19 protein-coding genes are annotated in these 23,165 nt (G+C 70.7%); 10 read left to right on the forward strand and 9 right to left on the reverse strand.

The features are described from left to right. The first annotated feature begins 136 nt into the window (after positions 1-136). Together IF02_RS0119710 and IF02_RS0119715 are read left to right on the forward strand one after the other, a co-directional pair. Complete coding sequence (locus IF02_RS0119710; protein ID WP_030158744.1) at positions 137-595, forward strand: cupin domain-containing protein; 459 nt, start codon at positions 137-139, stop codon at positions 593-595. Positions 596-658: 63 nt separating this feature from the next. Next, positions 659-1,525, forward strand: a complete 867-nt coding sequence (locus tag IF02_RS0119715) for an alpha/beta fold hydrolase (RefSeq protein ID WP_051696361.1) — start codon at positions 659-661, stop codon at positions 1,523-1,525. A gap of 8 nt (positions 1,526-1,533) precedes the next feature. On the opposite strand, the gene IF02_RS0119720 is transcribed toward IF02_RS0119715, so the two are convergent. Further along, positions 1,534-1,770, reverse strand: a complete 237-nt coding sequence (locus IF02_RS0119720) for a hypothetical protein (protein ID WP_158708514.1) — start codon at positions 1,768-1,770, stop codon at positions 1,534-1,536. Between the two features lie 420 nt (positions 1,771-2,190). Between IF02_RS0119720 and IF02_RS0119725 the strand changes: the two genes are divergently transcribed. Then, positions 2,191-4,038, forward strand: a complete 1,848-nt coding sequence (locus IF02_RS0119725; RefSeq protein ID WP_051696362.1) for a multicopper oxidase family protein — start codon at positions 2,191-2,193, stop codon at positions 4,036-4,038. Positions 4,039-4,093: 55 nt separating this feature from the next. Here IF02_RS0119725 and IF02_RS33840 read toward each other — a convergent pair whose 3' ends face one another. Both IF02_RS33840 and IF02_RS0119735 read right to left on the reverse strand, forming a co-directional pair. Then, a complete protein-coding gene (locus tag IF02_RS33840; protein WP_234318264.1) occupies positions 4,094-4,624 on the reverse strand; it encodes a WhiB family transcriptional regulator in 531 nt (176 codons plus the stop codon). 112 nt (positions 4,625-4,736) lie between these two features. Further along, entirely contained in the window at positions 4,737-5,972 is a 1,236-nt protein-coding gene (locus tag IF02_RS0119735) for an MFS transporter (protein WP_051696363.1), read from the reverse strand. 203 nt (positions 5,973-6,175) lie between these two features. Here IF02_RS0119735 and IF02_RS0119740 point away from each other — a divergent pair, with 203 nt between their 5' ends. Further along, entirely contained in the window at positions 6,176-6,949 is a 774-nt protein-coding gene (locus IF02_RS0119740) for a maleylpyruvate isomerase family mycothiol-dependent enzyme (RefSeq protein ID WP_030158756.1), read from the forward strand. Positions 6,950-7,072: 123 nt separating this feature from the next. Here the strand turns inward: IF02_RS0119740 and IF02_RS0119745 are convergent, their stop codons facing one another. Further along, positions 7,073-7,600, reverse strand: coding sequence for a GNAT family N-acetyltransferase (locus IF02_RS0119745; RefSeq protein WP_030158758.1), 528 nt, complete (start codon positions 7,598-7,600; stop codon positions 7,073-7,075). Between the two features lie 371 nt (positions 7,601-7,971). Between IF02_RS0119745 and IF02_RS0119750 the strand changes: the two genes are divergently transcribed. The 4 genes from IF02_RS0119750 to IF02_RS0119765 all read left to right on the forward strand — a co-directional run bounded on the left by IF02_RS0119750 (position 7,972) and on the right by IF02_RS0119765 (position 12,985). After that, complete coding sequence (locus IF02_RS0119750; protein WP_078622192.1) at positions 7,972-9,909, forward strand: ATP-binding cassette domain-containing protein; 1,938 nt, start codon at positions 7,972-7,974, stop codon at positions 9,907-9,909. Positions 9,910-10,134: 225 nt separating this feature from the next. Next, positions 10,135-10,530 carry a hypothetical protein gene (locus tag IF02_RS32485; protein ID WP_051696364.1) on the forward strand — a complete coding sequence of 132 codons (396 nt, stop codon included), beginning with the start codon at positions 10,135-10,137 and terminating at the stop codon, positions 10,528-10,530. A gap of 156 nt (positions 10,531-10,686) precedes the next feature. Then, positions 10,687-11,607 carry a hypothetical protein gene (locus tag IF02_RS0119760; protein WP_234318265.1) on the forward strand — a complete coding sequence of 307 codons (921 nt, stop codon included), beginning with the start codon at positions 10,687-10,689 and terminating at the stop codon, positions 11,605-11,607. A gap of 121 nt (positions 11,608-11,728) precedes the next feature. Beyond that, on the forward strand, positions 11,729-12,985 hold the full coding sequence (locus IF02_RS0119765; protein WP_030158766.1) for a serine hydrolase domain-containing protein: 1,257 nt from the start codon (positions 11,729-11,731) through the stop codon (positions 12,983-12,985). Positions 12,986-13,057: 72 nt separating this feature from the next. Here IF02_RS0119765 and IF02_RS32490 read toward each other — a convergent pair whose 3' ends face one another. The 3 genes from IF02_RS32490 to IF02_RS0119780 form a co-directional block, all read right to left on the reverse strand. Continuing rightward, on the reverse strand, positions 13,058-14,188 hold the full coding sequence (locus IF02_RS32490) for a carotenoid oxygenase family protein (RefSeq protein WP_324603774.1): 1,131 nt from the start codon (positions 14,186-14,188) through the stop codon (positions 13,058-13,060). Positions 14,189-14,353: 165 nt separating this feature from the next. Beyond that, positions 14,354-15,865, reverse strand: a complete 1,512-nt coding sequence (locus IF02_RS0119775) for an MFS transporter (protein WP_051696365.1) — start codon at positions 15,863-15,865, stop codon at positions 14,354-14,356. Between the two features lie 133 nt (positions 15,866-15,998). After that, positions 15,999-16,565, reverse strand: coding sequence for a TetR/AcrR family transcriptional regulator (locus IF02_RS0119780; RefSeq protein WP_030158770.1), 567 nt, complete (start codon positions 16,563-16,565; stop codon positions 15,999-16,001). Between the two features lie 185 nt (positions 16,566-16,750). On the opposite strand from IF02_RS0119780, the gene IF02_RS33200 reads away from it, so the two are divergent. Both IF02_RS33200 and helR read left to right on the forward strand, forming a co-directional pair. Further along, the gene (locus tag IF02_RS33200) at positions 16,751-18,115 is read left to right on the forward strand and encodes a ricin-type beta-trefoil lectin domain protein (RefSeq protein WP_030158772.1); all 1,365 of its coding nucleotides are present in this window, start codon (positions 16,751-16,753) and stop codon (positions 18,113-18,115) included. Between the two features lie 242 nt (positions 18,116-18,357). Next, positions 18,358-20,529: an RNA polymerase recycling motor ATPase HelR gene (helR, locus tag IF02_RS0119790; RefSeq protein ID WP_106977314.1), complete on the forward strand. Its 2,172-nt coding sequence runs from the start codon at positions 18,358-18,360 to the stop codon at positions 20,527-20,529. A 70-nt stretch (positions 20,530-20,599) separates the two neighbouring features. Here helR and IF02_RS33845 read toward each other — a convergent pair whose 3' ends face one another. After that, positions 20,600-22,213 carry a PKD domain-containing protein gene (locus tag IF02_RS33845; protein ID WP_078622195.1) on the reverse strand — a complete coding sequence of 538 codons (1,614 nt, stop codon included), beginning with the start codon at positions 22,211-22,213 and terminating at the stop codon, positions 20,600-20,602. A 124-nt stretch (positions 22,214-22,337) separates the two neighbouring features. Then, the gene (locus IF02_RS0119800; RefSeq protein WP_030158778.1) at positions 22,338-23,135 is read right to left on the reverse strand and encodes an ATP-grasp domain-containing protein; all 798 of its coding nucleotides are present in this window, start codon (positions 23,133-23,135) and stop codon (positions 22,338-22,340) included. Positions 23,136-23,165 lie beyond the last annotated feature (30 nt).

Genomic DNA, 23,165 nt, shown 5'->3' on the forward strand with positions numbered 1-23,165 from the left:
TCTTGCCCTCGTCGGCTCGCTCTCGCCCCTTCGGCTTCACTTTACCATCACCGGCTCTCGTTATGAGAGTCCACTTGCATAACGAGAGCCACCCCCCTAATCTCATGAGAGCGAACTCTCACGAAAGGGGGCGGCCATGCCCGAGGTTTCCGTGGTCGGTCCGGACGGCGGCGAAACGATCAGCCTGGGCCGGGCCCGGATGCGCATCCTCGAAGACGGGAGCACGACCGGACACCGGCTCGGGATCGGCGAGATCACGCTCGCCCCGCACACCGAAGGGCCTCCGCAGCACCGTCACGCACAACACGACGAGGGCTTCTACGTCGTCTCCGGCACCGTGCACTTCACCGTCGGGGACACCACGCATGTGGCCCCGGCCGGCTCGCTCGCGATGATCCCGCCCGGCGCCCCGCACACCTTCGCCAACCTCGGCGACGAACCGGCGGTGATGGTCAACACCTTCACGCCCGACCTGTACGTGCAGTACTTCCGCGACCTGCGGGACATGATCGCCGCCGGCGAGGAGATGACCCCCGAGTCGACCGCCAGGGTCATGGGCCGCTACGCCACGGTTCCCGCGACCGACTTCGCCTGACCGCCCTCCTCCAGGCCCCCGATGGGCCGACACCGCCACCCCCCTGACAGCGAAGGACACCGCATGACCACCGCCACCCACACCCTCTCCCTCCCCTCCGGGGCCTTGGACGTCACCCTTGACGTCACCGTCGACGAACAGGGCGGCCACAGCGAACAGAGCCGCTCCTTCCTCCTCCTGCACGGCGGCGCCGGACCGCAGACGGTCACCCCGTTCGCGGGGCTGCTCGCCGGACAGCGCCCGGCCAGGGTGTTCACCCCGCTCCACCCCGGGTTCGGCGGCACCGCCCGGCCCGCGTGGCTGGCCGACGTCCCCACCCTCGCCCGTGTCTACGCGCGGCTGCTCGACGAGCTCGGCCTCACGGACGTCACCGTCGTCGGCAACTCCATAGGCGGCTGGATCGCCGCCGAGCTGGCCCTGCTCGGCAACGACCGCATCAGCGGCGTGATCCTCGTCAACGCCGTCGGCATCGACGTCCCGGGACACCCCGTCGCCGACGCCTCCTCGCTCACCCCCGCCGAGCTGTCGCGGCTCGCCTTCCACGACCCCGCGAAGTTCGCCGTCGACTTCACCGCCCTTCCCGAGGCCGCCCGTACGGTGATGGCCGCCAATCGCGCCGCCTTGGAGGTCTACTCCGGGCCGCACGCCATGGCCGACCCCACCCTCCGCGAACGCCTCGCCGAAATCGCGCACCCGGCGCTCGTCGCCTGGGGCGAGAGCGATCAGGTCGTGGACTGCGCGTACGGGCGTGCGTACGCGGCGGCGATCCCCCGGGCCCGGTTCGACCTCCTCCGCGGCACCGGGCACATGCCCCAGATCGAGACCCCCGAGCAGCTCCTCCCGGTGGTCTGGGACTTCGCCGACGCCCACCCCCGCGGCCGCGCCCATGCCCATGCCCACTCCCACGCCGTCAACCGGCCGAACCGCTGATTCCGATGTCAGCAGGTCACGGTCAGCGCGAACGAGCTGTCCACCGGCGTGCCCTGTAGGTCGTAGCTCTGGATTCCCATGTCACCGTCCACGCCGTCGCTCGTGGTGAAGTGACGGGGCGTCCGGAAGAAGGTGGCGTTGCGCGAACAGAACGCGATGCCGTGGTTGAACGTGAAGCCGTACTGACCGACCCCCTCGCGCCACACCCGGACCACGTCGGACGGGGCGGGCCTTCCTCGTTCCATTCGAGCGGCGTCTCGAAGAGGTGGCATTCACCGTCGAACTCGGTGAGGATCCGCACCGTCCCCGTGTACATGTTGGCGCAAGCACGAATGGCGACGGGGGCCGCCGACGGCGTCGCGGCGTGAGCGGAACAGGTGGACCCCATCAGGCCGATCAGGGCTCCGGCGAAGCAGGCGGTGGCGCGTGTTCGGGAGATTCCCGTGGAGCTGCGGCGGTACGACGTCTCGGGAATGGGCCCACTCGTGGGCGCCGATGCACGGATCACCGGGGACTGCCGAATTTCTGCCAAATCGCCTCAATGAGTGGCTTTCCCGTGCCGGAGCGGCGTGCTGAAGCAGTGCCCCGTACCCGCTCGGTATCCCTTGAGCGTCACGTGAGGCGAGGGAAGGCTGGAGTCGATGGTCGGGCGAAGAAGATTCCTCATGGCCGGCGCCATGGGGGGTGCGGTCACGCTTTCGCGGGGTGTTCTGGGTACTCCGGCGAGTGCATCGGACGGCCACGGTCACGGGTCCGCGGACACCGTGATCCCCAAAACCCCTCCGCTGGCGAAGTACGTCGACCCGCTGCCCACGCCACTGACAGCCGTCCCGGATCCGTCCGTCTATCCGGGCGCCGACTACTACGAGATCACGATGCGCCAGGGCTCGTGGCGCTTCCACCGTGATCTCGGGCCGGCGACGGTGTGGGGTTACTGGGCCACGAACCCGCACGATCCCCGCAAGGCCATCGGCATGGGGTATCTCGGGCCGACCATCAGCGTGAACAAAAACCACCCAACGGTCGTCAAGTACCGCAACAAGCTCCCGACCACGCATCTGTTCCAGTTCGTGATCGACGGTATCCGCAACGGGAATCCCCAGCTCACCCCGATCCCCCCGCCTCCCTACAAGCCCCACATGCCTTTCCCGCGGAATGTCAACGTGTGGAACGTCGTACACCAGCACGGCGGTTTCACGGCGCCGCAGTCCGACGGCATGCCGCTGCATTCGTTCAGCCCGGACGGCATCCACGCCGAGGCCTACACCACCCTGGACCCGAAGCGGGTCAAGCCCAACGAAGCGATCTGCGCCTACACCAACCACGAAGAATCGAGCATGCTGTGGTACCACGACCACGGCATGGGGATGACCAGCGTCAACGTCTATGCGGGCCTTGCCGGTCTCTACCTCGTCCGTGACCCGGCGGACGAGCGGTTCGGGCTGCCGCAAGGCGAATTCGAAGTACCCCTCATCCTCCAGGACCGGACCTTCAACGCGGACGGTTCGCTCGCCTACACCATGACCCTCCAGCAGGGCGAGGACACCCCGGTCGTCAACGGAAAGGCGTATCCGTACCTGGCCGTGGAGCGGCGCCGCTACCGGCTGCGCATTCTCAACGCTTCCAACGAACGTTTCTGGCGCCTGAACTTCACCGTTCCCACGGACGTGCTGCCCCAGCCCACACTGCCGTTCTGGCTGATCGGTACCGACGGCGGCTTCCGCGCTCCACTGCAGATGCTGAACTTCCTGATCGGGCCTGCCGAGCGGTACGACCTGATCGTCGACTTCAGCAAGGTGCCCATGGGTACGGACGTCACGTTGACGAACTACAACGCGCCGGTCCACTTCCCGGGTGGCGACGGACCGGAAATCTCGGGAATCATGCGGTTCAAGGTCACCGAGCCCTTGTCCGGGGGCGGGGACAAGACGACCCCGCCCAAGGAACTCGGACTACCGGCGGTCGAACCCATCAGGCCGAAACCGCACACCCGCCGGCGGGAATGGGTGCTGTACCAGCACAAGCTCTTCGGCACCATGACCTTCAACGCGGTGCCGTTCATGGAACCGTCAGAGGATTTCATCAAGGCGGGCTCGACCGAGATCTGGGAGTACATCAATCCCAACCACGACGCCCACCCGATGCATGTCCACCTCGTCAACTTCCAGGTGCTGAACAGGCAGCCGATCGACGCGACCGCATACCAGGAGCAGTACGAGAAGTGGATTGACGGCGGCCGCAAGCCGGAGGACAGGCCGGTGTTGGCGAACTACCTCACCGGGCCTCCGATTCCGCCGGACCCGGACGAGGCGCAGTCCAACAAGGACACGGTCAAGTCCTATCCGGAGACGGTGACCAGGATCATCATCCGGGAATTCGACCCGCCGACGGACACGATCGCGTCGATTCCGGGAAGCGGCACCGAATTCCCCGCGGAGTACGTCCACCACTGCCACATCCTCGAACACGAGGACGACGACCTGATGCGCCCCTGGACGATCGTCCGGGACTGACCCGATGGATGGGCGGCGCCCGACGTCGGCGCGATCTTCGCCGACCGGGCGCCGATCAGGTCCTGCCCTTGGGACAGTGCCGCTCCATGAAGGCGAGAAACGCCTGCGCCCTCGCCGCCATCCCCCGTGCCGTTTGGACTTGACTGGATGTCAACTTCAGTGCGTCGCCGATCCGTTCGGCGTTCCAGCCCATGCGGAACAGGCTGTGCACCACGGCGGGCCGCAGGGCTTGGACCACCTCCGGCTCCTCCCCCGACACCACGGCCCGGGCCAGCTCCGCACCCTGATCCATGCGCGCCAGCTGCACCCTCATCCGGCGCCGCTCGAGCGGCGTGGTGCCGCCCCAGATGCCGTCGCTCTCGTCCGAACGGACGGCTATGGCAAGGCACTCCTCGCGGACCGGGCAGCCGGCGCACAACTCCTTGGCGGCCGTGATCTGAGGCTCGCTCAACGGCACGCCGTACGCCGGGAAGAACAGGGCCGGGTCGGCGTTCCGGCACGCCGGCGCGGACAGCCCGGGCAAGACCGGTGTGGCGCTCGCCTCGATCGCGCTCCGACCACGCTGGACGACAACCGGACGTATCACAGTGGATCCCCTATCGGTTCGATCGCGTCAGGGAAGCTCCCTACACAGGAAACGTCGGATATCCGGCAGGAGTTCAGAACACTCGCTTTCGTGGCCGACGGCGCCGGCTTCGCTACTGAGCGTCGACGGCCGGCGGCCGGTCCGGACCGAGCCCGGAACAGGCCCGGGAAGCGAGGGTGATGGCAACGGAGACCGCCGCCAGAGCAGCGATCGCGGCGCCGGGGGTGAGGTACGTGGCGACGCCGCCACCGATGGCGGCTCCGATGCCCTGCCACGTCATCCGGCCGGCGGATTCGACACCCTGGACCTGGCCGCGGACCGGATCGGGAGTCAGCGCGAGAAGCTGCTCCTGAAGCGGCAGGGTCGCGGCGAACCCGGCGCCGGAGAAGAACACCGCCGCCATCACCACCGGCACGGGCGGATGGAAGGCGAAGAGCAGGTACGGGGTGGCGAGCAGCAGCCGCAAGGCGAAAGCGCAGCGGTGCCGCCGGGCTGCGGTGAGCAGTCGTCCGACCGCCAGGTCTCCGAGCAGCATGCCGGCCGATCCTGCGGCCAGGAAGGCGCCCGCGTGCCCGGGCGCGTAGGAGATGAACAGGGCCTCACAGCCGACGATCAGCCCGTTGGGCACCCACAGGTTCAGCAGGAGCACCCGCTGGCGCTTCCGGGAGAAGAGCGCGATGTTCGTCGTCCAGGTCTGGCGCAGTCCGGGCCGGCGGGCCAGCCGGATGGAGCGTTCCCTGATCGTCGCGGCCACGACGCCGAGGCCGAGTCCGGTCAGGGCGGCGGCGATGACGAAGACCTCCCCCGGGCTGAGGTGGCGCAGCAGTACGGCGCCGACGGCGTAGCCGAGGATGGCCGTACCGCCCGAGGTGATGTTCATCAGCGAACGTGCCAGTGCGTAGGTGGAGGCCGGCACCACTTCGGCGATCAGTCCCATCCGGGTTCCGGTGCCCAGGGATTGGAAGAAGCCCAGCACCAGGAGAAGGCCGAACCGGGCGGCCAGCGGCAACCCCGGAACCGCTTGCGCGGCAACGCCCACCAGCGAGGCGCCCTGGAGGGCGACCAGGGTCCGGCGGGGGCGGTTCCCGTCGGCGACCGACATGAGCGTCAGGGCGCCGAGCACCGTCGCGAAGGTGGCGCCGTGCATGCTCACGGCGGTCAGGAAGGGTGATGCGGTCTGCTGATCGACCAGCGTGCCGAGCGCAAAGCCCGACAGGGTGCTCGCGGCGACGGTCAGCGTGAAGCCGGCGTACAGGCCGGCGAACTCGCGGTTGCGGAGCAAGGAGCGGTATCCGGTGGCGGGTGGGGTGGTGGGCGGGGTGGCGGGTTCGGCAGTGGAAGAAGGCATGAAAAAAGCCTCCGGACACACCCGCTGGGGTGCCGAAGGCGAACGCGATCATTGTAGCAGGCGGCGTACGGGCCGATGAGGGGCGGGAAATTGACATCCGCAGGGCTCGCGAATTACCTTCGCCATTACTTCAGGGTGTCAACCATCTACATCCTTAAGCATCCTTTCCACCCGGGCAGCACCATCAGACGAAGGGCCCACCCATGAACCCCGCCCAGCACGGAGCGGCCGTGGCCGCCGAGGCCGCCGGATTCGTCGCCACGGTCAAGGCTGCGGACCTCTCCACCCCGGTGCCGACCTGCCCCGGCTGGACCCTCGCGGACCTCACCCAGCACGTCGGCAGCGTGCACCGCTGGTTCACCGAGCTGCTCCGCCGGCGCATCCAGCAGCCGCCGACCAGCCGCGAGGTGGACCTGCGCCTGCCGCAGGACCGCGACGGCCTCCCGGACTGGCTGGCCGCGAGCGCCGCGGAGGCCGCCGAGGTGTTCGCCGCCACCGACCTGGAGGCGCCGATGTGGGCCTGGGGAGTCGACCAGCACGCCCGGTTCTGGGTCCGGCGCATGCTCTTCGAGACCCTCGTCCACCGGGCCGACGCGGAGATCGCACTCGGGATCCCGCCGCACATCGACCGCGCGCTGGCGGTCGACGGCATCGACGAGTTCCTCACCAACCTGCCGTTCGCGTCCCCGTTCGCGCCGCTGACCGCCCAACTGCGCGCCCCTGACCGGACCATTCGCTTCAGCTGCACGGACGGCGAGGGGGAGGGCGACGGCGACTGGCTGGTCGGCTTGCGCCCGGACGGCTTCGCACTCGTCGCCGACCACGCCGAGACCCGTACGGCGGACGCCACCGTACGGGGAGCGGCCGCCGATCTGCTCCTGCTCCTCTACGGCCGCCTGGACCGCCAGAGTGACGCCTTCCGCCTGCTCGGCGACCAGGACCTGCTCACCCACTGGTTCACCCACTCGGCCTTCTAGCGTTTTCGTCACGCCGGTCGCGGTGACCGGCCCGCGGCTCATCCCTGAGCGCGGGCCGGGCTCCGGCCGAGTGGGTGGACCCGGCGGACCGGGTGGACCGCGTGGACCGGGTGGACTTGGTCGTCAGATCCCGAAGGGGTCCGCGTAGCGGACGGTGCCGCTCGGCAGCGGGTGGGCCTCGTCGAGCGTGAGGGCCATCATGGCCTCGTCCGGGACCTCGATGCTCAGGCCGATGCCGTGAGCGGAAGCGCGGGTGAAACCGAACCGCGGGTAGTACGCCGGGTGTCCGAGGACGGTGACGTAGCGCTCGCCCATGTCCTTGGCCGCCCGCAGAGCCGCGCGGACGGCGGCGGAGCCGGCGCCGGTCTTCTGGTACTCGGGCAGTACGGCGACGGGGGCCAGGCACAGGGCCGGGGTGTCGCCGATGTGGCAGCGGGTCAGCAGTGCGTGACCGACGGGCTCGCCGTCCCCGTCCCCGCCCGCGTCGGCGGAGACGATGGACAGGCCGTCGATCCACGAGGAGTCGGTGCGCAAGGCGTCGACGAGGTCGGCCTCGAGCGGAGTGTCGAACGCGGCGAGGTTGACGGCACGGATGGCGGGGACGTCCGCGCGGGTCTCGGCGCGGGTGATCCAGCTGCTGTGGGTACGCATGAGGGATGGATTCCGTTTCCTGGTCGGTTCGTAGGGGGATGTCCTCGCAAGCTCACGCTCTCGCGCGGGAGGCGGGCAAGCGATTTCCTCCGCCTCCCGGTCGAACCCACCGGTTCCGGCCAAACCTCCCTTCCCGGGATCCCCGGAACGCGGCCAGCGCCCGAAACGATCAGCCGTCAGGGCGGAAGCGACGGTGCCGGCAGGTCGGCCAGATCCGGCTGCTCCGCCCTCCGCGCTGCTGTGTACTCACTCCCTCCAGTTCCCCGGACAGCTGAACGGCGCCTCCCCCGACCTCGGGCGGAGGGCTGCGCCGCCATGCCTCGTACCGGGTGAACCGGGTTCCCTCACAGCCGAGTTGGAGGAGCCGCAGCATGACCCGCACGACCCGGAAGAAGAAGAACGTCCTCGCGACGGCGACAGAAACGGCGACGGACGCCGAGAAGCCGAAGGCCACCGCGCTGCCCGCGCTGCCCGCGCCGCCGGAGTTCACGTTCACCTGGGGCCAGCACAGCAAGGCCATGGAACGGCTGACGCTCGGACAGATGGCCCGCCGCGTGCCCGCCGCCCTCGTGCAGACCGCGCAGCTGGCCTGGGCGGTGAACCGCACCGCGTTCCTGTGGCTCGTATGCGCCCAGCTCCTGGGCGGGGTGTGCACCGCCGCCGCCCTCACCGCGGTGTCCCGGGCCATGGGCCCGCTCCTGGCCGGCGGCAGCGCCGGGCAGCGGATCGCCGGCGCCACCTGGCCCCTGGTCGCCGCGGCGGCCATGACGGCCCTGGGGGCGCTGGCCTCCATCGCCTCCGGAAGCGCCGCCCGGCGCCTGAACCCCGGCATGTCCACGATCGCCGACCTGGCCATGGTCGACGCCCACATGGACGTCGAGCTGGCCGCCTACGACGCACCCGACTTCACCGAGCGCTCCGAGGCTGCCGAAACCGGATCCGCCCGCTCCGCCATGCTGCTCCAGGACGCGCTCGGCTTCACCGGCGGGCTGATCGACATGGTCGCCGTGGCGTCCGTACTGTCCCTGGTCCACCCGCTGCTCCTGCCGCTCCTGCTGCTGTCGGTGATCCCCCGGGGCCTCGGCTCGGTCTTCGCCGCCCGCCTCGACTACCGCCTCCACAACGAGACGGTCGCCTCCCGCAACATCCGCCACATGATGCGCTGGCATCTCACCACCCCCAAGTTGGCCGACGAGCTCCGGGGCAACAGCATGAGGACGTACGCGCACCACTGGTACGCGGCCGTCTGCGAGCGGATCGACTCCAAGATGGTCGGCTCCGCCCCGCGCTACCTCGCCGTCTACCTCACCGCGGCCGCCGTGTCCGGCCTGTTCATCGTCCTGACCTGGATGTCCCTCGGCGCCCTGGTGATCGGCGGCTACATGGCGGTCGGCGCGGCCGGTACCGCCATCGTCGCCATGCGCACGTCCACGGCGGCCCTGTCCCAGCTCGTCGTCTACGGGGCGGCGATGTTCCAGCACGCCCTCTACCTCGGCGACTACGGCGCCTTCATCGCGCAGTCGGCCGAGCAGTCCGCACCGCGCGGGGCGCAGGTGCTGGAGGCTCCGCAGAAGATCCGGCTGGAGGGGGCCTCGTACACGTACCCGGGCAAGGACACCCCGGCACTCGGCCCGGTCGACCTCACCGTGAACCGCGGGGAGGTCATCGCCCTCGTCGGGGAGAACGGCGCAGGCAAGTCGACCTTCATCCGGCTCCTGACGGCGCTGACGACCCCGACGGCCGGGAGCGTGTCGTGGGACGGCGTGCCGACCGCCGACGCCGACCAGCGGTCGGCGTGGACCCATGTCGGGCTCGTCACCCAGTCGTACGGGTACTGGCCCTTCTCGACCCGGGAGAACATCACCCTCGGGCAGCCCGACGCGCGAGGTGAGGACGCCGTGTGGGAGGCCCTGGCCGCCGTCGGCATGAAGGAGGCGGTGGAGGAGTTCCCCGACGGTCTGGACACGCTGCTGGCCCGCTCCCTGTACGGCGGCCACGAGCCCTCCGGCGGCCAGTGGCAGCGGCTCGCCTGCGGCCGGGCCTTCCACCGGCGGCCCGCACTCCTCGTCATGGACGAGCCCACCTCGGCGATGGATCCGCGCGGGGAGCACATGGTCTTCTCCGGGCTGCGGGACATGAAGGACGGACGGATCACGGTGATCGTCACGCACCGGATGGAGAACTGCCGCCTCGCCGACCGGATCATCGTCCTCGACGCCGGCCTGATCACGGAGCAGGGCACGTACGAGGAACTGGTCCGGCTGGACGGCTCGTTCGCCGAGCTCGTACGTCTCTCCCAGGACCGGTAAACCGTACGGGCGGCCGCAATGGCCGGCTCATGGCACGCGGCACGCGGGAGACGCCGCCGGCCGAGCCGCATGCGGCCGCCCTCGCCGGGCGGCCGGTTCTCCCGGTTGCATGCCATCTGACCTGGCGTTTCTCTTGATCAAGTCGCCCGTTCGGGCGAGGCGCCGCTAGCATCGGATCCGTTCGAGCCACGTGGGGGAATCCGTTCCAGACGGGAGTCCGACCTGATGGCCACACCACGTCGTATCGCTCGTGTCCTCGCCGCCGGCGCCCTGTCCGCAGTGCTGCTCTCCGGCGGGGGTGTCGCCGCGGCCACGTCCGCCGCCGCGGCGACACCGACTCCGTCGGCTGCCGGGGAGATCACCCTCACGGCCAAGCCGACCGAGGTGAAGGCCGGCGAGAAGGTCACGTTCACCGGCCGCACCAAGGGCCTGCCGATCGGCACGAAGGTGGTGCTGCAACACAAGAACGGCTCCAAGTGGACCACCCTCCACGCCAACACCCTGGTCAAGCAGGGCTCCAGCTTCTCGTTCGACAACACCTTCAAGAACAAGGGCAAGGAAGAACTGCGCGTGACGGCCGGCAACTGGACCTCGCCCTCCACGACCGTCATCATCCGCTGACGGTCGTACCGAGGCGCCAGGCCCTCGCTCCTTCGCGCTCCCTCCATATGGCGTAACGGTCGTTGAGCAGCACTGACCATGATCAATAGCCTGCCTTCCGGCGCGTGACATCGCGTCTGTCGGAGGGAAGGCGAACGATCCCCAGTGAAGCTCCCGATGTTGAAGCGCGCGGCCTGGCCCGCCGCGGCGACCGCCCTGATGACGCTGCTCGGCACCACCACACCGGCCGGTGCGGCCGACGCATGGCAGAAGGTGGGCGACGACGCCCGCGGCGGTGTCAGCGGCATCGCGTTCGAAAGCCGTACCGCCGACGGATCCGGGGTGCACGCGCTGGTCGTGCACGACAACAAGCGGACCGGGCAGAAGCACCTGTCCCGGATCACGCACGGGGAGGGCGCCGACGGCATCTCCCCGATCACCTGGGACGGGCCGGAGCCTTCCGACCTGGAGGCGATCGAAGCCATCCCGCAGATGCCCGCCGAGTACCTGGCGCTGGCCAGTCGCGGCATCGTCTACCGCCTGAAGGTCGTCGGCAGCACGGCGACGGTCGTCGACTACGCGCCGCTGCCGGCGATCGGGGAGGGCGACGACTTCGAGAGCTTCGCGCTCGTGGCCCAGAACGGGAACCTCGCCGCCCTGTGGGCGGACCGTGGAGCGGGTGCGGATCGTCCTGCCACCCTGTACGCGGCTCCGCTCTCGTTCGCCTCATGGGGGCAGCCGCAGTTCGGCAGCGTGACCCGTCGCGCCTACCGGGCGACGTATCCCAACGACGCCGCCGCGCGGCACATCTCCGACATCTCGGTGACCGACTCCGGGCGGATCATCGTGAGTTCGGCGGCGGACGCGGGCGACGACGGCCCGTTCGACTCGGCGGTGAGCGAGGCCGGTCGCGTGACCGTGTCGGCGACCGGCCGGGTACGGGTCACGCTCGCGCCGTCCCCGGCCGTGCTCGAGAGGTTCCCGCAGTACAAGATCGAGGGGTTGGAGTGCCTGGCAGGTTCCACCGACGCCCTCCTCGGCACCGACGACGAGAACCTCGGCGGGTACGTACGGACCATGCCGTTCTGCGAGGCCTGACCACCTGTCGGGGACCCGAGGGGCGAGCCGTGCCACGGGCACGGCTCGCCGCGCGACCGGCCTGGCGCGGGCCTACCCTGGTGATGGTTGTCTGGGCCCTCGGACGGCAGGAGAGCATGCCGTGAAGCCGACCCACATCCGGCTGCGCCGGACCTGCGTGGCTGCCGCCGCCGCGGGCATGCTCATCGGACCGGCCGCCACGGGCTGCGCCGCGTACGGGGCGAAGCCCGCGGCGGCAAACGCTCCGGCGGAGTCCGCCCCCTCGCCCGCCCCCTCGTCCTCCCCCGGCACCGACGCGGAGTTCCCGCAGCTCACGCCCGCCATCGCAGCGCGACTCGACGCGGCGGTGCGTCAGGTCATGCGCGAGACGCAGGTGCCGGGTGTGACCGTGGGGCTGTGGGCTCCCGGCAAGGGGAGCTACGTGAAGACCTTCGGCGTGGCCGACAAGGCGACGCGCGCGCCCATGGCGACCGGCCTCCACGTCCGCATCGGCAGCGAGACCAAGACGTTCACGGTCACCGCCCTCCTCCAGCTGGTCGACCAGAAGAAGACCGGCCTCGACGACCCCGTCGGCACGTACGTCAAGGGGGTTCCGAACGGGGACCGCATCACCCTGCGCCAGCTCGCCGGCATGCGCAGCGGGCTCTTCAACTACAGCTTGGACGGGGACTTCATCAAGAAGCTCCAGGCCGATCCGCAGCAGAGCTTCACACCCCGGCAGTTGCTCGACTACGCCTTCAAGCACCCCGTGCAGTTCCCGCCGGGCGCACGGTTCGACTACTCCAACACCAACCTGATCCTGCTCGGCCTGGTGGTGGAGAAGGTCACCGGCCGGCCGCTCCACGAGGTCATCACGGAGAAGGTCCTGGCACCGGCCGGGCTCCGCCACACGGTCTTCCCCACGAGTGCGGCCGTGCCGGACCCGTACGCGCACGGCTACACCGACCAGACGGCCTCGGGCAAGATCGAGGACGCGACCCACTGGAACCCCTCCTGGGCCTGGGCCGCCGGAGCGATGATCTCCGACCTGCAGGACCTGCGCAGCTGGGCCCGCACCCTCGCCACCGGCAGGCTGCTGACGCCCGCGACCCAGGCCGAGCGGCTGAAGACCACCCCGATGGACCTTCCGGGTGACGGATACGGGCTGGGCATCTTCAACGTCCAGGGCTGGATCGGCCACAACGGTTCGATCCCCGGGTACGAGGTCCTGCCGGTCTACCTGCCGCAGGCCCAGGCGACCATGGTCATCCTCCTCAACACCGATGACCGGTACGAGAACCAGGAGCCGAGCACGCTCTTCGGCCAGGCGGTCACCTCCATCGTGACCCCCGGTCACGTGTACCCCGGCCACAAACCGCCCGCTCCCGGAACCGGCTGACTGGCTGGCTGACTGGCCGACTGACCGCACCCGGCGGACGGCTCGCGCGCGTCCCCCGGGTGCGGTGGGGTGTCAGCTCCTGTCGGCGTCGAGGGCGGTGTCCGGGATCCAGGAGCCGTGGATGCCGGCGGTGACGCGGCGCGGCAGATGGACCGCGGCGACCCGGCCGAGGTCCGAGGCGTCGAGGACGAGCAGCCGGGAGGAATTCTGCTTGAGGTCCGAGACCACGGTGAGCAGGTAGCCGTCGTCCTCGCGGGTGCCGTCGGCGGCCGGTACGAAGACGGCCTCACTGGGCAGCCGGGCGTCGCCGACCTCGTGGACCCGGCGGCTCCCCCTGGTGCGGTCGTACTTCACGATTCCGTACCCTCCGAGGCCGTCCTGGTCGGGGAAGGAGACGGCGTACTGGTAGCGGTTCTCGGCGCCCAGGTACGCCTCGTTGAGGGTGGGGAACTCGACGGCCAGGTCGTCGATGATCTGCTCGCCGACGCGGCCGGCCGCCAGGTCGATGACCCAACGACGTGTGTACGAGCGGGCGTTGGGCTCCGCACCACGCCCCGGGGCACCGACCCACCAATTCCAGGAGAGGTGGAAGCCCTCGCGGTCGACGGTGGGGCCCTCCAGGACGATGCGGCCCTGGTCGTCCTCGTAGGCGTTGGCGGCGTGGAGCATGTTGCCGGGCTCGATGGAGAACCAGCGGATGTGCGCCGCGCCGTCCGCGCCCCGCGGCATGACGCCGATCCGGGCCGGCTGGTCGTCGTTCCAGGCGTAGGGGATGCCGGAGTGTTCGTTCGGATCGAAGGTGACCGTGCCTTCGATGAAGACGACGTGCCGACGGGTGAGGGCGAAATCGTGCTTGAGGGAGGCAGTGGCCCCGGGGATCTCCGCGCTGTGCGTGATCTCGCCCTTCGCGTCGGCGACGTGGTACGTCAGGTACGGCGGGACGGGCGAGGAGCCGAAGAAGTGCAGCTCTCCGGTGACGGGGTCGGTCTTGGGGTGCGCGGTCATGGCGCTGCGCAGCTTGCCGTTGAAGTCGTGGGCGCCGACGGTGTCCAGGTCCCGGGTGAGTTCGAAGGGGAAGTTGGCCTCGCACAGGGCGAGGAGGCGTCCGGCGTGTTCGATGACGTGGGTGCCGGCGGTGCTGGCGGTCAGGTCGGGGCCGTGCTCGGTCATGTAGGGGGCGCCGTCGAGGGCGGGGGTGTGCACCCAGCGGTTGCGGTACCACTCGGCGCGGCCGCCGCTCTGCGGAGCAGCCGGCCGGTCAGCTCCGGGGGCAGGCTGCCCTCGACGGTGAGCTCGGTGGCGGTGATCTCGTCGACTGCGGGCTCGTAGTGTCCGGTCAGGTACGGCTTGCGGGTCATGGCAGGAACCTCACTTCTCGGTGTGCGGTGCGATGGGCAGTGGGTGGTGCGCTGTGGTGGTCGGTGCGGGTGGGCCGGGGTGTGCCTGGGCGTCCCGTACGCTGCTCGGCCCGGTTCGCGGGCCGCCGCGGCGGACGAGGGCCGGCGCGAGGAGGGCGGTCGCGGCGAGGACCGCGGCCGCGATGCCGAAGGCGGTGCGGTAGCCGGCGGTGAGTGCCTCCAGGTGAGGCTGCCGGGTCGCGGCGTCGGCGGTGACGGAGCCGGCGAGCGTGGCCAGTACGGCAAGACCGATCGCTCCGCCGACCTGGCGCGTGGTGTTCACCAGTCCCCCGGCCAGGCCCGCGTCGGCGCGCGGGACGCCCTCGACGGAGAGGGCGGTGAGCTGGACGAAGGCGATGCTCAGGCCCAGGCCGATCAGAAGGCTCGGACCGAGTACGTCGGCGGGGTAGCTGCCGTGGGCGCTGATCCGCGCGAGCCACAGCAGTCCACCGGCCTCGGTGAGCAGGGCCGTCGTCACGGTCGCCGTGGACCCGATCCGGCGGGAGATGCGCGGTGCGAGCGTCGAGCCGAGCATGTTGGCCGCGGCGAGCGGAAGTTGGCCGAGGCCGGTGATCAACGGGCTGGATCCGAGTACCTGCTGCTGGTAGAGCGGCAGGAAGAAGAACACGGCGATCCACACCGACCCGAGCAACGCCATGAGTACGTTTCCGGCCACGACCCGGGCACCCGCCGTGAACAGCCGCGGTGGCAGCAGCGGATTCGGGTGCCTCCGTTCGACCAGGGCGAACACCGCCAGGAGCACGGCGGCGAGGGCGAAGGCCCCGAGCACCCGGGCGTCCGTCCATCCGGAGCGGCGGGCGGAGGTCAGGCCCCATACGAGGGCGGTCAGCGCGAGCGTCACGGCCGCGGTGCCCGGCAGGTCGAACCGCCCGCCGTCCGCAGCGGGTGCCGGAGGTACGAAGGCTGCCACTGCGGCCAGTACGACGGAGGCGCCGACGGCGACGGCGTGGAAGATCCAGGACCAGCCCCAGGCCTGCGTGAGGACGCCGCCCAGGAGGACCCCGGCCGCGCCGCCGGCTCCGGAGACCGCGCCCCACACCCCCAGCGCCCTGCCGCGCCCGGGGCCGGCCGGAAACAGGTCCATCGTCAGCGCGAGCGCGGCCGGGGCGATGGCGGCTGCGCCGAGGCCCTGCGCGGCGCGGGCGGCGATGAGGGCGGCGGGGGTGGTCGCGAGGCCCGCCGCCAGGGACGCGGCCGCGAAGAGCCCGAGGCCGGCGAGCAGGACGCGGCGGCGGCCCAGGAGGTCCGCCGCGCGGCCGCCCGCCAGCAGCAGTGCTCCGAAGGCGAGACCGTAGGCGTTGACCACCCAGGTCGTGCCGCCGTCCGACAGGCCGACGCCGGACCGGATCTGGGGCAGGGCCACGTTCACGATCGACGTGGCGAGCATGACGGTGAACTGGGCCGCTGCCAGTGCCGCGAGTGCGGCCCATGGGCGGGTGGTGGTTCCGGGATGCTTCTGCACGACAGACTCCATCTATGTGTGGTTGACCACTCACACTCGGGCCGAAAGAAAAGGCGGGACCCGAACGCCCCGCCGACGCGCAGCCGGGCGGACAGACTGCCCGCCCGGCTGCCCGGCTGCCCGGCCGCCCGGCTCAGTAGTGCCTGATGCCGGCCGACAGGGTCCGGCTCCAGGGGGCATCCACCTCGTCCGCCCCCGTCGACGCGATCAGATGACACAGCATGCCGCGGGCGAAGAACTCCTGGACCTGCTGCTCGCTGCCGCCCGAGGCACCACGCACGTACTCCACCAGCCGGGCATAGCCCTGGCGCACCACCTCTCGCACGGCCGGCTCGGATGCCGCGGCCGCCTGCGCCTGGAGCTGAATCAGCATCAGGTCGTTGTCGCCGATCAGCTTGGCGTACGAGCCCCCCATGGCCGCCAGCACCACGTCGGGACCACTCCCCTGCGCCTCGGCCGCCGCGCGCTCCAGACTGGCCCGCACCTGCACGAAGCAGTGCTCGACGACGGCGACGAACAGGGACTCCTTGCTCGGGAAGAGCCGGTAGACGTACGCCTGCGAGATGCCCGCCGCCTTGGCGACCTCGGTCGTGGTGGTGCCGAAGTAGCCGCGGGCGGCGAAGGCGCCGATGGCGGTGCGCAGCACCGTCGCCCGGCGCTCCTCGGCGGTGGACAGCTGACGGGGGCGTTCCGGCTTCATGTGAGTACTTAACCACTCACACTTTCGGTGCGTCAAGTGGGCCGGGCCACCGGCCCGAAACGGGTAACTCCCCCGGAAGTTCCCGCCCTTGGCCCGTTTCCTATCATCTGTTCGGTCCCGGCTGCCGGTGGCGACGGCGTGTCACCGCGGGCAGCGGGAGTGAACACGATGAAAGGCAACAGGACTTGGGATTCACCGCTAAGTATCGAATACCTCTGGTCGCGGCGTGTGCCGTGGTGGCCGCCGCGGGCGGTCTGCTGGCCCCCGCCGCTTTCGGCACCGAGGACACCGGCGCCGGCGCCGGCCCCGTAGCCGCCGCCGACGCCTCCGCCGATCCGTCCGCCACACCGGACGAAGCGGCGCCGCCGGAGGGCGAGGCGCCCGACGCGGCGGACGGCGACGCCGTCGTCTCCGCCAGCGACCACACCCCCTTCAGCAACGGCGTCATGAGCATCGGCGGGACTCGCGCGGCCGCGGCCCCCCGGGCCGCCGCGGCCGCCGCGGCCACTCCCCCGCAGGGCGAGGGATGGAAGCTCTCGGGGGCCACCAAGTGGCTGGCCACCGGCTATACGATCAAGTTCCCCGACCAGAAGTCCGCCGACTGGCTGGCCCCGTACATCAAGGCGACGGCCGCCGACCTCCAGCGCATCACGAACCTCCCCGTCACCGTCGACACCCACCCCGTGGGCTGGGACTACGTCCGTCCGAGGGGCGAGGTGGTCATCAGCGTGCTGCACCGGCCCTGCGTGCCGCCGGCGGGCGAGGGCAGTATGGGCAGCACCGGCTGGAAGGTGGTCCGCGACGGATCCGGGACCGCGAACCTGAGCTGCGGCTTCACCTCCTCCTCCCTCGCGGACACGGTGACCAGCGGCCACGCCTACATCGACGACGAGTTCTTCACCACGGCCGGCAAGCCCACCGCGGCCATGGGCGAAGCCATCATGCGCAACCACATCAGCCACGAGATCGGGCACACGCTGGGCCTGACCCACGCGAACCGGAGCCTGACCAAGGGCGATTGCGTCAAGGGCACGGACTCGGGCGAGTTCCCCGTCATGTGCACGCCGACGTACGCGTACAAGGACAAGCGGGCGGGCACGTACGTCCAGCAGTTCGACGTGCAGGGGCTCCGCCTTCTCGCGGCCGGCGCCGGTGCGACGCTCTCCCCGCAGGGCAAGGTCTCCGGTCTCGGCGGCAAGTGCCTCGACGTCAAGGGGGGCAAGGCGGACAACGGCACCCAAATCCAGCTGTACACGTGCAACGGCACCGTCGCGCAGTCCTGGATCCTGGGGAAGGACGGTACGTTCCGCGCGCTCGGAAAGTGCCTCGACAACGCCCGGAACCTGAGCACCAACGGCAACAAGATCGCGCTCCACGACTGCAACGGCACCGCCGCCCAACGGTGGTCGGTCAACGCCAAGGGGCAGATCGTGCACACCGCCTCGGGGAAGGTCCTCGATGTCACCGGCGGCGCGACCGCCAACGGCACCGCGGTCCAGCTCTACACGGCGAACACCAACAAGCGGCAGGTCTGGGTGACCCCCAAGTAGCCCGTCCCCAGGGATGAGCCGGCGGGGACGCGCGCGTCGATCGATGTATGCGTCCCCGCCGCACGCAAGCTCTTCTGGGCGGCCGCTTCGGGAGGGGGAGAGTTGCGGTAGGGGGAGTACCCACCCCTTTCCACTCTCAACTTATAGCGCACAGGGGGGCTTGCGGCAAGGCCCCCGTGGTACCGCAAAATCGCTCCTCGTAGCCAGAAGCAGCGAAATAGGAGATGCACGGGGTGCCTGTGTTGACAACGAAGACCACCAGCGCGTTCGACCTCCCCGACCACCTCTCCCCCAAGGCCGACCCGACCCTGATCGCCCGCGACGAGCAGCACTTCGCCGCTCTCGCCCACAGCCTCGAACAGGCCGTCACCGAGCTGTCCGGCCGCCTCGACGAGCTGCGCAAGGCGCCCGGCGGCCTGGGCCGGGAGGCGATGGAACGGGACAGCGAGATCCACCGGCTGACCTCCCGACTGCGCGCCCTGCGCCGGTTCGGAATGGACCTGTGCCTCGGGCGCATCGTCTCCGTGGACGACCCCGAGCCCGTCTACATCGGCCGGCTCGGCCTCACCGACGGCGCCGGGCGCCGGCTCCTGATCGACTGGCGCTCCCCCGCCGCCGAGCCGTTCTTCGCCGCGACCCACGCCGACCCGATGGGTCTGGCGAGCCGCCGCCGGTACCGCTGGACCCGCGGCCGGATCGGCGACTACTGGGACGAGGTGTTCACGGCCGACGGGTTCGAAGGACACGCCGCGCTCGACGACCAGTCCGCGTTCATCGCCAGCCTGGGCAGCACCCGCTCGCCCCGGATGCGCGACGTACTCGGCACCATCCAGGCCGACCAGGACGCCATCATCCGCGCGGGTTCCCGCGGCGCCCTCGTCGTCGACGGCGGTCCGGGCACGGGCAAGACCGTCGTCGCCCTGCACCGCACCGCCCACCTCCTCTACTCCGACCCCCGCCTCGGGCACCGTCGGGGCGGCGTGCTGTTCGTCGGTCCGCACCAGCCGTACCTGAACTACGTCGCCGACGTCCTCCCCAGCCTCGGCGAGGAGGGAGTACAGACCTGCACCGTGCGCGACCTCCTCCCCGAGGGAGCCGGAGCCCCGGTCGAGACCGACCCCGACGTGGCCTTCCTGAAGTCGTCCGCGGACATGGTGAAGGCGATCGAGAAGGCCGTCAGGATCTACGAGGAGCCGCCCGCCGAGGGGATGACGGTGTCCACCCCCTGGGCCGACCTGTGGCTGAGCGCCGCCGACTGGACGGAGGCGTTCGAAGAGGCGGCCGGCGTCCCGCACAACGAGGCGCGCGAGCAGATCTGGGACGGGCTGCTCACGATCGTGATGGACAAGCTCGACGACGATGAGGTCGAGGTGTCGCCCGACCAGCTCCGCAGGGCGCTGTTGCAGGACGAGGAGCTGGTCACGACCCTCAACCGCGCGTGGCCGCTGCTCGATGCGGCCGACCTCGTCGGAGACCTGTGGTCGGTTCCCGCCTACCTGCGGCTGTGCGCTCCTTGGCTCGGCCGCGAGGACGTACGGAAGCTGCAGCGCGCGGACGCGCAGGCCTGGACCGTGTCCGACCTGCCGCTCCTCGACGCGGCGCGGCAGCGGCTCGGAGACCCGGAGGCGGCCCGGCGCAAGTTCCGGCACGACGCGGCCGTCGCCGCCGAACGCGAGCGCATGGCCGGCGTCATCGACGACATCCTGGCGGCAGCCGACTTCAACTCGGCCGGCGACGACAGCGAGGGCGCGGTGCGGATGCTGCGCGGCCGGGACCTCCAGGACAGCCTGATCGACGAGAGCGCCCTGCCGGGCGCCGATCCGGACCGGCTCGCCGGCCCGTTCGCGCACATCGTCGTGGACGAGGCGCAGGAACTGACCGACGCGGAGTGGCAGATGCTGCTGCTGCGCTGCCCGTCCCGGAGCTTCACGATCGTCGGGGACCGGGCGCAGGCCAGGCACGGGTTCACGGAGTCGTGGCGGGAGCGGCTGGAGCGGGTCGGGCTCGACCGGATCGACGTGGCTTCCCTGAGCATCAACTACCGGACGCCGGAGGAGGTCATGGCGCAGGCGGAGCCGGTCATCCGCGCCGCACTCCCCGACGCCAACGTGCCGACTTCCGTCCGCGGCAGCGGTATTCCCGTCGTGCACGGTTCCGTCGCGGATCTGGACTCCGTCCTCGACTCGTGGCTCGCCGCGCACGCCGACGGGATCGCCTGTGTCATCGGCGATCCCTCCTTCCGGGCGACGTCCCGGGTCCGGTCGCTGACCCCGCAGCTGTCGAAGGGCCTGGAGTTCGACCTGGTCGTCCTCGTCGACCCGGAGGCGTTCGGCGAGGGCATCGAAGGAGCGGTCGACCGCTACGTCGCGATGACCCGGGCGACCCAGCGGCTCGTCGTCCTCACGAGCCCCTGAGGCCGGCGGGCGGCCCCTGCCGTACGACGCGGGGCAGGGGCCGCCTGCGGGCAGCGGGTGGGACGGTGGATCAGTAGGCGTCGTACTGGCCGAACCAGTCGACGATGTAGTGGGCTTCTCGGCTGCTCTGGTTCCAGAGGTCGATGACCTCGTGCGGGCCCGGCTTCGCCTGGACCAGGTTCGGAACGTCCTTGCCGGCCGTCCAGTTCAGCGTGGAGGACACGGGCCTCGGCGGCGGGGTCGGGCTCCCGTTCCGGTACGCGTCCATCGCGTACGGGTCGGGGGCCACCGAGAGGAAGCCGGGACCGGAGGTGCCGGTCACGGTGACGTTCAGTACGTACGCCTCGACGGGAAGGCGGTCGCGGTTCCCGGAATCCATGTCCATGGGCATGTAGCCGCCGGCGAGACACGGCCAGGTGCCGGCGCCGCCCCAGCGGCGCGAGTCCAGGAGCCGCCACGGGCCGCCCGTCGGGATGCCGGGCGTCGTGCTCGTGAAGGCCGCCTTGCTGCCGGCGCCGTAGTAGCCGACGACATCGACGATGACGTCGGTACCCGCCCAGGCCCCGTTGCGGACGGTGATCTTCCCGTCGGCGCCGACGGGCACGATGACGGAGTTCGCGATCGTCTGGCCGGCCGTGAAGTTCAGGTTGGACGTGGTCGGCGCCGTCTGCCCGCTCGGGAAGACCGTCAGGTGGCCGGCCTCCCGCGGATTGGTGACGGTCACGTTCAGCGCCACGGCGCTCACCCCGGCGGGGATCCCGCTCTTGCCGGTGATCTGCACGCCGAACGTGCCCTGCCCGGCGACCTGGCCGCGCGCCGCGCCGAGACCCTCACGGGTGTCGACGAAACGGACCGGGTTCAGCGAGGTGTAGCCGTCGTTCGCGGAACGGTCGAAGTAGCCGGTCACGTCCGCGATCAGGTCGACCGCGTTCCAGCCGCCGTTGTACAGCTCGACGTACCCGTCCTTGCCGACCGGCACGATCACCTGGTTCGGAACGGTCTGCCCGGCGACGTAGTTCATGTTCGAGGACTCGGGCCGCTGCTTGCCCGCGGGGTAGACGGACACGTGTCCGCCGGCGGTGGTGTTGGTGACGGTGACGTTGAGGACGACCGCGGCGGCCCCGGCCGGGACCTTCCCCTTGCCCGCGACCTTCATCCAGACCGACGAGTAGGCGCCGACCTTGGCCTTGGCCGCGCCGACGCCGGACCGGGTGTCGAGGAGCCGGGTGGGGGTGTGCGGGACGAAGAACGAACCGGCCGTCGAGAACGCGAGCCGGTTCACGGCCTGCACCTTGTTGACGCTGTCCGTGGCGGTCACGGTGATCGTGTAGTCGCCGGGCCTCGGATAGGTGTGCTTGTTGTGCCCGCGCGCTTCCCCACCGTTCATGGTGATGGTGTCCGTCGTACCGTCGCCCCAGGCGATGGTGACCTCGTGCGCCACGGGCACGCCGTTGTAGAGGTTGACGTTCAGGGAAATGCCGCGAGCGGTCGTGATGTCGGCCGACATCACGACTTCGAGGTTCGAGGCGGCGGCGGAGGCGGCGGCCTTGTCCCCCTCGCTGCCCGGCAGGGCCGTTCGCACCGTACGGTCGCCCGGGCTCTGGAACGCCCCGGCCTCATCGGCGGCAACCTCGGCCGGCGGCACGGAAACCCCGGCCGTGCCCGGGCCGTCGGCCTGCGCCACACCCGGTATGAGACCCACACTCGCCGCGATGGCGGCAGCTGAAACCACGAGTCGGCGACTACGCACCGGCCCCCCCATTTTTCTGTTACGGCTTGAACAAGTTCGAAAGCCCGCCCAGAGTACGTCAGCAGACGCCCGGGTACACCGGCTCCTTCGGCCGGGTCTTGGTCGCGCGGACGAACGGGCGGTCCCGGTCGGTCACGTGGGGCAGCGGGCCCGCGGCGCGGAGTACGACGTCGAGGACCGCGTCGGGCTCGGCCGCGTAGCAGTGCGCGAACCACGGCATGTTGGCCTCGACGATCGCCCAGCCGCCGTCGGTGAGCCGGCCGACATCGACGCACACGGCGCTGGGCAGCCCTTCGGCCGTGGCTTCGAGGACCTCGCGGGCGAAGGCCCGGGCGGGCGCGTCCAGTGGTGCGGGATCGGGGTGCCCGTACACGGCGTAGCGGCTGCCGGCGGCGACCTCCCCGTCGAGCACGAACAGCCTGTACTCGGCCGCGAACTCCACGACGCCGCTGACGAGGACCGGTGTGGCCGCGTCGAGGGCGGCCGGCAGTGCGCTTCCGTCCTCGTACACCGCGGCCGGGAGCAGGTCGATCTTCGCGGAGGGCGGTTTGACGAAGGCGGGTTCCCGCAGGGACCGGGCCTCGGCGAGCGTCGTGAGCCGTACGGAACGCCGCAGGAGGGGATGCTCCACCGTGGCCAGCCAGTCGTCGGCGGGTTCGAGGAGCCCGAGGCCGAGCCGGCCGGACAGGACGTCGGCGGCGAGCGGGCCCCCATACCAGTACGTCTCGCGGCCCTCGGCCTGCCTGACGTGGGCGACGACGTCATGGCCGCGCCACGCCGCTGCCTGCGCGAGGAGTTCCGCCGTGGTGGTGCGGGGCGGGTTCAGGAGCAGGGTGGGCGTGGCGCGGTCGTCCATGGCGGCGAGCCTACAAGGGGGCCCCGGGGG

It is taken from the genome of Streptomyces sp. NRRL S-244 (assembly GCF_000717915.1).
In the GTDB taxonomy this organism is placed as follows: domain Bacteria; phylum Actinomycetota; class Actinomycetes; order Streptomycetales; family Streptomycetaceae; genus Streptomyces.

Excerpts from the sequence above, each read along its gene's own strand:
- IF02_RS0119780 (WP_030158770.1), bottom strand. The coding sequence starts at position 16,565 with ATGAAGCCGGAACGCCCCCGTCAGCTGTCCACCGCCGAGGAGCGCCGG.
- IF02_RS0119800 (WP_030158778.1), bottom strand. The coding sequence starts at position 23,135 with ATGGACGACCGCGCCACGCCCACCCTGCTCCTGAACCCGCCCCGCACC.
- IF02_RS0119740 (WP_030158756.1), top strand. The coding sequence starts at position 6,176 with ATGAACCCCGCCCAGCACGGAGCGGCCGTGGCCGCCGAGGCCGCCGGA.
- IF02_RS0119760 (WP_234318265.1), top strand. The coding sequence starts at position 10,687 with ATGTTGAAGCGCGCGGCCTGGCCCGCCGCGGCGACCGCCCTGATGACG.
- IF02_RS32485 (WP_051696364.1), top strand. The coding sequence starts at position 10,135 with ATGGCCACACCACGTCGTATCGCTCGTGTCCTCGCCGCCGGCGCCCTG.
- IF02_RS0119710 (WP_030158744.1), top strand. The coding sequence starts at position 137 with ATGCCCGAGGTTTCCGTGGTCGGTCCGGACGGCGGCGAAACGATCAGC.
- IF02_RS0119735 (WP_051696363.1), bottom strand. The coding sequence starts at position 5,972 with ATGCCTTCTTCCACTGCCGAACCCGCCACCCCGCCCACCACCCCACCC.
- IF02_RS0119715 (WP_051696361.1), top strand. The coding sequence starts at position 659 with ATGACCACCGCCACCCACACCCTCTCCCTCCCCTCCGGGGCCTTGGAC.
- IF02_RS0119750 (WP_078622192.1), top strand. The coding sequence starts at position 7,972 with ATGACCCGCACGACCCGGAAGAAGAAGAACGTCCTCGCGACGGCGACA.
- IF02_RS0119725 (WP_051696362.1), top strand. The coding sequence starts at position 2,191 with ATGGCCGGCGCCATGGGGGGTGCGGTCACGCTTTCGCGGGGTGTTCTG.
- IF02_RS0119720 (WP_158708514.1), bottom strand. The coding sequence starts at position 1,770 with ATGGAACGAGGAAGGCCCGCCCCGTCCGACGTGGTCCGGGTGTGGCGC.
- IF02_RS0119745 (WP_030158758.1), bottom strand. The coding sequence starts at position 7,600 with ATGCGTACCCACAGCAGCTGGATCACCCGCGCCGAGACCCGCGCGGAC.